This window comes from Bartonella sp. DGB2 (assembly GCF_046843095.1).
In the GTDB taxonomy this organism is placed as follows: Bacteria; Pseudomonadota; Alphaproteobacteria; order Rhizobiales; family Rhizobiaceae; genus Bartonella.
In genome coordinates this window covers 1,225,084-1,236,882 of sequence record NZ_CP177325.1, presented here as the reverse complement: position 1 = coordinate 1,236,882, position 11,799 = coordinate 1,225,084, and the positions used below count along the sequence as shown (strand labels likewise).

Below are 11,799 nucleotides of genomic sequence, written 5' to 3'. Positions count from 1 at the left end.
CTTTATTTTATGTGTTGGTTTATCATAAGATAGTATCATGCGATTTAATGATAATCATAGTAGCGTTAAAGTCTTATCATAAAATTGCTAATGTCGGTAAAAATTGCGCGTCCTACAACGCTAAAGAAGGGAACGCCTTATGGTGGGAAAAGCCTATTTATGTTTTTTACGTAAAAAAATGACGACGAAACGCTTAATACCCCCTTTTAAGGCTTTGAAACACATCCTATGGGGCGCTACATTTCTTTTAGCAGGATGTGTAAATGGAACGCAGATAAAGCCAGAGATGCACCTAGATAGTGAAAACGCCTTGCCAATCTGCCCCCCCTTTACGCTAGCTGAAAATAACAAAAATAAGCTCTTATACCATGCCCCCGCCTCAAAAGAGGGGGAGTTACTTTCCTACCAAACAGAATTAAGCGACGCGGCTCGCACATGCGTGCATAATTATGACAATATCATCCTTCAGCCAGTGGTAGCGGGGTGGATTTTTGCCGAAAAAAACCTGAAAGATAAGACTGTATATGTGCCGCTTAGAATTCTCGCCTATAAAGGAAACGAAGTTATTTATTCAAACCTTTACCGCTATCCTGTTGAAATAGTAGAAGACCAAACGGATATACAATTTATTTTTACCGATGCACAAATTATACTTCCGCGCTCGGATCTGCATAATATACAAGTTTCCGTGGGCATTGGTTAAATAATAACAGTTATACAACCAAGGAAAAAAATAATGAGCAAAATCACTGTAGGCTTAGGACAGATCGCCAGTAGCGCCGTCCAAGCAGAAAATTTGGCACAGATTCTGGCTACGGTAGAGGCGGCGAAAGCAGCTGAAGTAAAAATCCTTGTCTTTCCCGAAGCTGCACAAATCTCCTTTGCTGCTGATGTGCAAAAAGTGGCAGAACCGCTTGACGGTCCCTTTGCGAACGCTATACGCCAAGTAGCAGAAAAGATGATTATCGTTATTGGTATGTTTTCTCCAAGCCTAGATGGGCGAACCCACAATAGTCTTCTCATAACAGGAGCGGGGGTTGACGCGGTGTACCATAAAGTACATCTTTTAGACGCTTTTGGGGTGAGAGAATCCGACAAAATAGCTCCAGGGAGCAATTATGTAGTGGTAGATACCCCTTATGGGAAACTAGGCGTAGCCACTTGTTTTGACCTACGCTTTGCCGAACAATTTACAGCGCTTGGCCGAAAAGGAGCAGAAATAATCGCTGTTGCAGCTTCTTGGCACAATGGCCCCGATAAGGCCGAACAATGGGATCTCTTAATTCGCGCGCGTGCCACTGATGCTCAAGCTTGGCTTTTGGCTTGTGGACAAGCGTGGCGTAATAACAACCCTGATCAATTGCCCTTAGGAATTGGTCGAAGCGCAATAGTCGGCCCTCTAGGTACTGTCCACGCCCAATTGACTGGTGCGCCTGATCTCTTGATAAGCCAAATCGACCTTAAAGCTGTGAAAGATGCACGCACTGCTGTCCCAATCATCTAATATCGCCTCGCCTATTCTTACAGCCGTGCAGCCATCTATAAAAGGAAACACGGATACGCTAGCTTTCCTAAGCCATAGCCCGATCTCTACCTATTCATAAGTGGATAGGGAAAATAATCTGCACACAAAGGCCACCAAAACTGCTTTTAGAAAACATAATGGTTCCGCCATATTCCCGCACGAGATCAACCACGATAGAAAGACCTAAACCGCTTCCAGGTTTGCTTTCATCAAGTCGCTTACCGCGTTTTAAAGCGTGCTGACTTTGCACTTCATCAAGTCCAGGACCATCATCTTCAATACTGATTTGCAATTGTGCACCATCTGGCATAACCAGCTTATGGCAACGTACCACCACCTTTGTAGTACTCCATTTTGCTGCATTTTCAACAAGGTTGCCAACAATTTCCTGCAAATCTTCCTTTTCGCCTGCAAAGATCAGCAACTCTTTTGGAGCTTCTAAAGTAAAATTTTTGTCTAGGTAAAGTTTGCGCAGCACGCGCAAAAGCTGCTCCACAGCTGGCTGTACCTCGCTATGATAGATTACACTATCGCGTTGAGCAGCAATCTGGGCGCGTTGCAAATAGTGGTTAATCTGAGCTTGCATGATTTGGATTTGTTCTTTAAGTAAGGAAGCTTGTTCTCCCTTTAGCGTCTCAACAGCGTTTGCAACCACTGACAAAGGCGTCTTTAGAGAATGGGCTAGATTTCCCACTTGAGTACGATAACGCTCAACAATACGGCGATTATTATCAATCAGACCATTCATTTCACGTACCAGCGGCATCACCTCAATAGACAAGTCATGAGTGACATGGCTTGCACGCCCCACGCGGATATCATTCAACGTCTGGCGAATACGCTTCAAGGGTCGCAAACTAAAGAGTATAATACCGATATTGAGAAAAATACTAATCAAAGCAAAAATAAATAAAACATGCTCTAAGCGCTCTTTATATTTTTCTGCTTCGCGGCGCGCTTCATCAATATTGCCAATAATACGAAACCGTGCAACGCGATTTTGTTTACCCAAAGCTACATCAATTTCAATCACCTGCAAGAACTGGCCATAAGCGTGCAAGCGATAGGCACGAGAAAATTTTTCGTTAAAAGGGCTTTGGGCTTCACTAGGAGCACGCAGGCGTTTATTACGCAAAGAATCTGAAGTTAAGTGGCCACGTAAATGGCCTGAAAGCGCTGTGACCTCCCAATACCAACCCGAATCGGGATCAGAATAGCGGATGTCTCCCAGATCAGGAGCGCCTTGTAAGCGACCATCGGAGGTGACACTCACCGCGGAGATAAGGCTGTATAATTGGGTTTTTAAAATACGCTCAAGATTTTTCTCACTCGCCTGCCAATAAAACCACAGGCTAATGATTGAGAGGGCAAAAAAAATAATAATGTTCCAAATTGTCGATAAAATCACAACCCGCGCACTAAGCGAGCGCGTTAGAACCCGAGCGAAGCGGCGTATTTTTACTTTCAAACGGCTCGAAACTAAGCCCATTAACTTTTATCAATCCGCAAGCGATAGCCCATCCCACGTACAGTTTCTATACAATCCACCCCCAATTTTTTACGTAAACGCCCAATAAATACTTCAATAAGGTTAGAATCCCGATCAAAATCTTGATCATAAAGGTGCTCTGTTAAATCACTACGTGATATCACCTGCCTTGGATGATGCATAAGATAGGCTAAAAGCCGGAATTCATGAGAGGTAAGCTTAACGGGCATACCGCGCACAAACACTTCCGCCGTCTTCGTGTCTAACTGTAAGGGCCCACACACCAATACACTTGATGCATGACCCTTAGAGCGGCGGATCAAAGCGCGCAACCGCGCTAAAACTTCTTCCATATGAAAAGGCTTAACAACATAATCATCAGCCCCAGCATCAATTCCCGCCACCTTATCCGACCAGCGATCACGGGCAGTTAAAATTAATACAGGCATCGAATGACCATCGCGTCGCCAGCGTTCGACCACCTTGATTCCATCAAGGCGGGGTAAACCAATATCAAGAATCACCGCATCATAAGGTTCAGTATCACCTAAAAAATGAGCCTCTATCCCATCAAAAGCGCTGTCAACCACATAGCCTGCTCCCTGCACGGCTTCTCGCAATTGGCGGTTTAAGTCCTGATCATCTTCAACGATAAGAATACGCATCGCATCTCTTTAAATATAGCGCCGAAAGCGGCCGAGCTTTATGGATATCAATCTGCAGGCGCAGTAATCTCCATACGCCGCGGCTTTTCCCCATCGTGTGCAGGAATCAAAACTACAACTACACAAACGTTGCGGCCGCTTTGCATCTCAGGTGTAGAACGCGCCAGCTTACCGTTTTGTTGCCTTGCTACGCGTTTGCCAACTTCTGTGCAATCGGCAGCAAAAGCAATGGAAGAAAAGCAAAGACTGGTAAGTAGCGTGAAACAAAAAAAAATCTTCATCATGGTCACTATATAAATATTTATTCCTGAATGAACGCTGAATGTCCGTTTATAAAAACACCACTATCTATATAGTTGTAAAGGCAAAACATCAACTGTAAGAGCCTCTGCCTCAATAATCCACAAATCAGGATCAAAACGTAGCTCTTTTCCTAAATAAATATTAATTTCATCCTCTTCCTTTCGGATAAAGCGGGCAGTAAATAAGCGCTCACTGATATCTTGGCCGACTCCATAAGCGCTTTGAGGTGCAGGCGTATAAAGATTAAACAGATAATTTTGATCTCGATAAAGGATAAAAATAGCCCCCGCCGCCAATGCACCGCGGCGCACCAATGTAGCAAAACCGCCCGCCAGCCGTACCTGATGCAAAAAAGAAGCAACCCAAAACTCCGATGATAAGCGCATAAAGCCTCTTCACTCTCTTACTTGGTAGTATCTTACCGCTTTCCGCTACACTAGTCCCTCAGGATAAAAGACCGATTTCACGCATTTTATCCAAAACACTGGCCTGAACGCGCCCATCAACGGGTAAATTGAACATTTTCTGGAACCTACGAAGTGCTGTTTGTGTTGCTTCATCTTCTATACCGTTGAGCGAGACCGTCCTATCGCCAAAGGTTCTTAACCCTTGCTGTACGCGCACAATATCCGCGCGCCCTGCCTGTTTTTGTCCTTTTTGCACAATTACAGGTGCATAAGCATGAACACCGATTAATGTAGCAATCCTATCTTCTTTTACAGCAGAATCTGCACCGCTATAACCTGTGATTACCTTATAAAATCTCGCTATAGGGCGGTCTTCAAAAAAAAATTTACGGCAGTTTTCTTTTTGTAAAAAAAGTGCATTTAGCCCCACAAAACAAAAGCTCACCAACAACAACAAAAAACCACTCGTATAGATAGGACTTTTCCTTAAACGCCAGAAAACCCAGAGAAAAAGCCTAAAAACCATACTTAAAATCCAGCAAATAAGCCACCCCGCCCCCAGCATCGCTAGCCATAAATAAGAACGTTTTTTGATAGATTTTATCCGCTTGGGAGATGACATTTTTTTACGAATTGCAGTTTGCTTAGTCATGGGCTTAAATTGCATTCATCCTGAGAATTAGCAAACACACTGTAAAACAGGCGGGGCACCTTTAGCTTCTTGCTTCTTTCCCCCTTCATAAATGGGCACATAAATCATAGCCTGCGTTCCCCCTTCATCCCACGCCTGAAAAGCGTTATGCAAAGCAGCCGGATACTCCGACTGTTTAGCATGTAGCTCCACATACCCACCATATTGCGCCAACGATTGTTGCACTAAATAAAGCCCCAGCCCATAGCCTGATACTGTATGAGCACGAGCATTATCAGCGCGATAAAAAGGACGCTTTAAAATATCTGAACAATTCGAACCAAATCCAATCCCATCATCATCAACGATCAAAGTAGCCATACCGCCTTCTGTCTTCTTCACGCTAATCATAATGGTACCATTTTCATCAGTATATTTGATCGCATTCGATAAAATATTCAAAAAAACCTGCCGCAAAACCAACCCATCAATCGCACACATCATTCCTTGGTTTTCTGGCGAAAACAACACGCGCCGAGCGCCATGCAAGGGCCTGGTCAAAGCAATTATCTCTTCTATAATTTCTTCTACCAAAACGCCTTTATGCTCTAGATGCCCTCTCATTGTGACTTCTGCAGGAAGCAAAATACGATCAATCACCGATAACAAATGTTGACCCGCCTTCTGAATCATGGTGATCATCTCTCGGTGCTTAACAAGGTCATCAGCCTCTAATTGATGCGCCAAAAGGTCAGAAAAGCCTAAAAGTGCATTGAGCGGCGTACGCATTTCATGGGCTACGTAAACCGTAGATCCAGCCGACAACTGGTGATAATCACTTGCCGGCTCAATGCTTTCCAATTGTAAAGACAAGATAAAAGAACAATCAGCATGAGCTTTTCCTACCCATTCTTTTTCTGTAGATATCTGTTTCATTTCTTCTAGAGGCATCTTTTGCGCGTCTACGAAACTAATGCAACCATCCACAAACCTTTCTCCCCGCCCAGCGCTAAACCGAGTCCGCACAGATTGTGCTTCGCGCCCCTCACGCAGATCATTCAAAAACGATAAAAACGCGATACGATCATTAAGGTGGATATAATCAACTAGATACGTTCCTTGCCGCCAAACTCTATCCAGAGGGGTTAAAATTATGCCTCGACCATCCACCTTTATCAAAGTATCTACCATTTCTATTATATACCTACTGCTATATTCAAAATAAATCACTACTACCAGCACTTTGAAGTTAAGACTTTAATGAAAAGATAATACGCCTCAACTATCTGCCCCTTCCTGCTGGAATGGTTACCACTTTCTTGACACAACTTCGCTCATGCACCCACGCTAATGATTGAACAAGCTGTCCAAAAAAGCTATAAGAAAGGCAGCGCGGCTTTAGGGGGGGGAATATTAACCAATTTACGCAAAGCTTTACTGCACCTTTGAGGGTATGATTCATGTTTCGCCTCCTATTCAAATTAATTATTTTCTTTGCTATTATTTTCGCGCTTATCTCTTACTTTGTCCCCTTGCCCCCTGAAGATAATATCCGCTACCAAAATGAGCAAAACGCCCAACAAAAGAGCACCTTAGGGATTGTTAAAGACACAGCAGAAGATTTGGGTAGATTTTGCGACCGCAACTCGCAAACCTGCAACACTATCTCCTCCTTCTTTTCCTCCTTTTTCAAACGAGTAAAATGGGGAATAAAAGTTACCTATGACTATGTAAGCCAAAGCCTTTCCTATAGCCAACGCACCAATAAAACTGCATCACGCCCCCCCAGCTCGGATACGCAAAGCGGCTTATGGTGAATTATCTGAATCTTTCTCAGCCATGCGTAAAGCACAAAGAAAATCTATGCAGATAGATGCAGAAGCATCTCCTTATGAGAACAATTATGACAGATACGATTGAAGATATTATTGAGAGCTTTTCCTTATTAGATAGTTGGGAAGATCGTTATCGCTACATTATTGATTTAGGCCGTTCCCTGCCCCCCTTAGCATCAGAGGAAAAAGTCGAAGCTCATAAAATTTCAGGCTGTGTCAGCCAAGTGTGGCTTGTCGCTACCCGCGACCCAAGTCCAGACCAGCAATTGCATTTCAAAGGGGACTCTGATGCCCATATTGTGCGCGGCCTTGTGGCAATCCTCTTAGCATTTTATAACAATAAAACCGCCGTTGATATTTTAAGCGCTGATATAGAGGGGCTTTTTACTACTTTGAATTTACGCGAAAATCTTACCCCTCAACGAGCGAATGGGCTAAAATCTATGATCAGCCGTATCCAAGCAGAAGCCCATGCCGCGCTGAACAACCTAACATCCCCATGAGTGCAAACAACCATGTAGGTGCCTAACCCAAGCGGTAAAAGTGCCAAAACCTGCTTCTTCCTCCGCAAAAAATATTTTCCTGACATTAAGATTAACCTTGGTTAATTCCTTTAGAAAAGTCACATAATATTAAAATACAAACGCAATATTGCCCCCCTATTTTAAAAGAAAAGAACTTTAAAAACTCGCGATCAAGCAAGCAACGCAAAATGCCAAGCCAAAAAGACTTGAAGTCCCCTGCTTTCGCCCTATTCTATCATTACCTAGAGGAAATTAAATTAATTCACAATGGATCATTGACTAACTCTAGATACATTATTGACCGCCTTACCAAGCTCCGTTTCGTCTTTAGGAAAAGTAGCTCGTAAATGGATATAATAATATAACGATGGGTTGTGAGCCCATAATAGGAGAATATGATGAATGATGCAAGCGTTGGCTGGATTGCAGCCATCATTGTCGGTGGGCTCGCTGGTTGGGCCGCTCAAAGCTTTATGAATAGCAATACAGGCATATTGCTTAACATTATCTTAGGGATTGTAGGCGCCTCAGTAGCTAGCTTCCTACTGGGCTTTTTAGGTGTAAACTTTGCTGGCTGGCTAGGTTACCTAATTGCTGGTTTTATCGGAGCCTGTATCCTTATCTGGATCGGACGTCTCATCCGCCGTTGAACGCCCGCCAAACTAAAAAATAGTTAAGAAAAATCTGCTTTCTTGCAGATACAATCTCTTAGCGTATCTATATGGCTAGAATAACTAATAAAATAATTGCTCCCAAAACCAACAACCTTGGGGGCAATAGCAACACACATATCTGCATTGGTCGCAGACGCTAAGTATAATAGCCATAAAATAAACAGTTTAAAAACTAAAATAGTTGGAATGGCAGGTAATAATATGCCAACCACAAAAAATTATAAGCCTAATTTGAAAAGTAAATCATACAGCAATAAAACAACGTGGACAGATAAAGAATTATTTTTCCTGTCCAACGCAACACACACAGCGCTCAAATTTAATCAGGAGGCAAATACACGATCCTGTTATCATTATTTAACTAAAGGAAGCTATCCCTTTACAAGCTTTTTTAGCTTTTCGCGAATTATTGAACTAGCCAAAGAAAAATCAATCTTACCCATATAATTTTCCTTTAAAAAAGCCATAACCTTCCCTATATCGCGCAGCCCATCAGGCTTTACCTCTCCAACAGCCTTAGCTATGCAGTGTTGTGTTTCCTCTTCACTCAATAGACACGGTAAAAAACCACGAATAATCGCCACTTCATTCAACTCGCTGGCCGCAAGTTCTGATCGCCCGCCCTCTTGATAAAGCCGCGCCGAATCTTCACGTTGTTTTACCATCCGCACCAGAATAGCTTGTAACTGCTTATCATCTACTGGGGGTTTCCCTTGACCTTGATTGAGTATATCGCGATCTTTGATCGCGGCATTAATTAAACGAAGCGTCGCAAGGCGGTCTTTATCTTGCTCTTTCATTGCACTTTTTAAAGCACGATTGATTTCATCACGAAGCATAATATTCCTAAACAATTGAATAAGGGCCAAAGCATACGGTCACCCCCGCCCCTCTATACCCCTTCACAACGCTAAAACCAAGGTTTGGACTCACATTACGCCCCTTTATTAACAATGAAATAGTGCAATTGGGCTTTGACTAGCACACCCAATAAGCTTATAGCTTAAGCCTTAGCGAAACATTGCCAAGCTACAAAGGAAAACATTCTCCCGGGCATACGCAACCATGATTAACCGCTAGTGATAAAGAAATCCCATGTCCATGATTCCCGCTTCTACTCCTGCTGTTTGGCAAAAAGAAACACATACCGCCCTTTTGCTTCTTGAAGACGGCACGCTCATTAAGGGTAAGGGCTTCGGTGCTGAGGGAAGCGTTGCTGCTGAGATTTGCTTTAATACGGCACTGACAGGCTATCAAGAAATTCTCACTGACCCCTCTTATAAAGGACAGATTGTCACCTTTACCTTTCCCCATATCGGTAATGTAGGCGTGAATCGTGAAGATAGAGAAGATCTAAACCAAAAAGGCGCGGTGGGGGTCGTTTTACGTGCTGACATCCCGCCGCCCTCTAATTATCGAGCGGAAGAAAATCTAAACCAATGGTTGGTTGAACATGAGATCATCGCCCTTGCAGGTGTGGATACTCGCGCTCTTACCGCGCTTATTCGCGAGAGAGGATCGCTCAATTGTGTAATCGCCCACCATAAGGAAGGTAAATTTGACCTTCCAGCACTCAAGTCTCAGCTTGCACTATGGACGGGTCTCGAAGGCCAAGAACTTGCCCAAACAGTTAGCTCTAAAGCTCCACAGCCGTGGGGAGAGACTCCCTGGATTTGGAATACAGGCTATAGCCGCATAGATTCTGTGCATTCTGCATTTAATATGCATATCGTGGTTATGGACTATGGTGTCAAACGTAACATTTTGCGCCTATTAGCAGAATCGAAAGCACGAATCACAATTTTGCCCGCAAAAACCGACGCTGATGCTATTTTAGCGCTTAAACCCGATGGTGTTTTTCTTTCCAACGGGCCAGGAGACCCAACCGCTACAGCAGCTTACGCCATGGCCACCGTCCAAAAACTCCTTGAGGTAAATATCCCCCTTTTTGGTATCTGCTTAGGCCATCAAATCCTTGGCTTAAGCTTAGGCGCCAAGACCATGAAAATGCACCAAGGGCATCATGGCGCCAATCATCCCGTAAAAGACTTAAATACTGGTAAGGTTGAAATTGTCTCTATGAACCATGGCTTTGCAATTGACCGCATGACTTTACCCGCTCATGTTGAAGAAACCCATATATCTCTCTTTGATGGTAGTAATTGCGGCTTGAATATAAAGGATAAGCCTGCTTTTTCAGTACAATACCACCCTGAAGCATCACCTGGCCCACAAGATAGCCACTACCTATTTCAACGCTTCTTCACCCTTATTGAACAGCACAAAAAATAAACCCGCATCTTTTATATCCTCTATCAAACGCTATTTCCTTGCACTAGCCCTATAAGGTTTGAGTTTTTTAGGGAAAATACGCACTTTGAATGCAAAAATTAAAAGAGTAAGTATGACAAAAATCAAGGCCGCTATAAACGGGACTGCAGGAAAATAAAAAGGTGCGGTAGCGCTTGTAAACTTTTCAAAAAGAAACGTATACAAAAGCGGTGCTAATACGCTGGTAATAGACATAATAGAAGAAAAAGCACCTTGCAGCTCTCCTTGGGCATTGGGCGGTACTTGTCCAGCTGCAATAGCCCGTATGGAAGCCATGCCAAGCGTTTCTGGCATAGTAAAGAAATAAACCAAAAAAACCATCCAGCCCTGAATAGCAAATGTATACCCAACGAGGGCAAACACAGAAAAAATAAGCCCCACCATCGTGATGCGCCAATCGCTCCAGCGTTTGGTCAAAAAGGGTAAGAGAACCCCCATCACAAAAATTTCACCTGTTCCAAAAATAGCATAAGAAAGACCGATAGCACTTTCACTCCAATCATAGCGCGCTTTAGCTACAAAAGTCCAAGACGAAGGCCAAACATTCACATAAAGCCAATACACAAAAAAAGCTACAGCCACCCATAAAACATTAGGATATTTTTGCAATTGCACAATACTACCAAAAGGGTTGGCACGCTTAATATTAAAACGGCGGCGGTGGCGTTTTGACAAAGTTTCAGGTAACATAATCCAAGCAAAAACAAAGTTGATAAAGGATAAAAGTGCGGCCACATAAAATGGCAAACGCGGACTATAACTACCCAAAAAACCGCCAAGGGCAGGTCCAAAAATAAACCCTACTCCAAAAGCCATACCAATCAGCCCAAAATTGCGTGTGCGCGTTTGGTCATTTGAGATATCAGCGATATAGGCTGCACAGGTTGCGTGACTCGCGCCGCTAACCCCCGATAAAATGCGCCCGACAAATAGAATAGGATAACTCCAAGCAAATGCGCAAATAAGGTTGTCAATCGCCAAAGTAATAATGGAAGTAAGCAAAATTGGACGCCGGCCAAAGCGATCTGACAAACCACCGATTATCGGTGCAAACAAAAATTGCATCAAAGCATAAACCATAAGCAATAAACCGCCATCAATAGCAGATTTACTCAAATTGTCGCCGGTCAACTCTCCTAGAAATCGAGGTAACACTGGAATAATCAGCGTAATACCAATAACATCAATCAAAAGCGTGATAAAAACTAATATAAGACCGCGCCGCGCAAAACCGGCGTCTCTTTGAATTTTCATAACACACCCTATGTGTAAATGGAAACTTAGCTAATTTTGCTACTAACAAGCCTATTTATAAAAAGCTTCAGCATAAGGCAACTAAAACTAAAGAGCAATCATCTCATACAAATAGCAATACATGCCCTCTCGTGAACCACATACAACACCCTCTTTAATAA

At 43.2% G+C, this 11,799-nt stretch carries 14 protein-coding genes; 6 read left to right on the top strand and 8 right to left on the bottom strand.

Annotation, left to right across the window (positions count from 1 at the left end; genetic code table 11):
• The first annotated feature begins 178 nt into the window (after positions 1-178).
• Together ACK28X_RS06695 and ACK28X_RS06690 are read left to right on the top strand one after the other, a co-directional pair.
• Positions 179-703, top strand: coding sequence for a hypothetical protein (locus tag ACK28X_RS06695; RefSeq protein WP_412057634.1), 525 nt, complete (start codon positions 179-181; stop codon positions 701-703).
• Positions 704-736: 33 nt separating this feature from the next.
• On the top strand, positions 737-1,504 hold the full coding sequence (locus ACK28X_RS06690; protein WP_412057633.1) for a nitrilase-related carbon-nitrogen hydrolase: 768 nt from the start codon (positions 737-739) through the stop codon (positions 1,502-1,504).
• 94 nt (positions 1,505-1,598) lie between these two features.
• Here the strand turns inward: ACK28X_RS06690 and ACK28X_RS06685 are convergent, their stop codons facing one another.
• Genes ACK28X_RS06685 through ACK28X_RS06660 form a run of 6 tightly spaced genes read right to left on the bottom strand, consistent with a single transcriptional unit; the run spans position 1,599 to position 6,211 of the window.
• On the bottom strand, positions 1,599-3,014 hold the full coding sequence (locus ACK28X_RS06685; protein ID WP_412057632.1) for an ATP-binding protein: 1,416 nt from the start codon (positions 3,012-3,014) through the stop codon (positions 1,599-1,601).
• A complete protein-coding gene (locus tag ACK28X_RS06680) occupies positions 3,014-3,679 on the bottom strand; it encodes a response regulator transcription factor (protein ID WP_412057631.1) in 666 nt (221 codons plus the stop codon). Before ACK28X_RS06680 ends, ACK28X_RS06685 begins: the two co-directional genes overlap by 1 nt.
• 47 nt (positions 3,680-3,726) lie before the next feature.
• Positions 3,727-3,963: a hypothetical protein gene (locus ACK28X_RS06675; protein WP_412057630.1), complete on the bottom strand. Its 237-nt coding sequence runs from the start codon at positions 3,961-3,963 to the stop codon at positions 3,727-3,729.
• Positions 3,964-4,023: 60 nt separating this feature from the next.
• The gene (locus tag ACK28X_RS06670; RefSeq protein ID WP_412057629.1) at positions 4,024-4,368 is read right to left on the bottom strand and encodes a DUF1491 family protein; all 345 of its coding nucleotides are present in this window, start codon (positions 4,366-4,368) and stop codon (positions 4,024-4,026) included.
• Between the two features lie 58 nt (positions 4,369-4,426).
• The gene (locus tag ACK28X_RS06665; RefSeq protein ID WP_412057628.1) at positions 4,427-5,041 is read right to left on the bottom strand and encodes a peptidoglycan-binding domain-containing protein; all 615 of its coding nucleotides are present in this window, start codon (positions 5,039-5,041) and stop codon (positions 4,427-4,429) included.
• 27 nt (positions 5,042-5,068) lie between these two features.
• The gene (locus ACK28X_RS06660) at positions 5,069-6,211 is read right to left on the bottom strand and encodes a sensor histidine kinase (RefSeq protein ID WP_412057627.1); all 1,143 of its coding nucleotides are present in this window, start codon (positions 6,209-6,211) and stop codon (positions 5,069-5,071) included.
• Positions 6,212-6,480: 269 nt separating this feature from the next.
• Between ACK28X_RS06660 and ACK28X_RS06655 the strand changes: the two genes are divergently transcribed.
• The 3 genes from ACK28X_RS06655 to ACK28X_RS06645 all read left to right on the top strand — a co-directional run bounded on the left by ACK28X_RS06655 (position 6,481) and on the right by ACK28X_RS06645 (position 8,029).
• Entirely contained in the window at positions 6,481-6,837 is a 357-nt protein-coding gene (locus ACK28X_RS06655; RefSeq protein ID WP_412057626.1) for a DUF5330 domain-containing protein, read from the top strand.
• An 86-nt stretch (positions 6,838-6,923) separates the two neighbouring features.
• A complete protein-coding gene (locus tag ACK28X_RS06650) occupies positions 6,924-7,358 on the top strand; it encodes a SufE family protein (RefSeq protein WP_412057625.1) in 435 nt (144 codons plus the stop codon).
• A 419-nt stretch (positions 7,359-7,777) separates the two neighbouring features.
• Positions 7,778-8,029: a GlsB/YeaQ/YmgE family stress response membrane protein gene (locus ACK28X_RS06645; protein WP_412058310.1), complete on the top strand. Its 252-nt coding sequence runs from the start codon at positions 7,778-7,780 to the stop codon at positions 8,027-8,029.
• Positions 8,030-8,424: 395 nt separating this feature from the next.
• Here the strand turns inward: ACK28X_RS06645 and ACK28X_RS06640 are convergent, their stop codons facing one another.
• Positions 8,425-8,892 carry a GatB/YqeY domain-containing protein gene (locus ACK28X_RS06640; protein ID WP_412057624.1) on the bottom strand — a complete coding sequence of 156 codons (468 nt, stop codon included), beginning with the start codon at positions 8,890-8,892 and terminating at the stop codon, positions 8,425-8,427.
• Between the two features lie 256 nt (positions 8,893-9,148).
• On the opposite strand from ACK28X_RS06640, the gene carA reads away from it, so the two are divergent.
• A complete protein-coding gene (gene carA, locus ACK28X_RS06635) occupies positions 9,149-10,345 on the top strand; it encodes a glutamine-hydrolyzing carbamoyl-phosphate synthase small subunit (protein WP_412057623.1) in 1,197 nt (398 codons plus the stop codon).
• 30 nt (positions 10,346-10,375) lie between these two features.
• Here the strand turns inward: carA and ACK28X_RS06630 are convergent, their stop codons facing one another.
• Complete coding sequence (locus tag ACK28X_RS06630; protein WP_412057622.1) at positions 10,376-11,638, bottom strand: TCR/Tet family MFS transporter; 1,263 nt, start codon at positions 11,636-11,638, stop codon at positions 10,376-10,378.
• Positions 11,639-11,799: the final 161 nt, after the last annotated feature.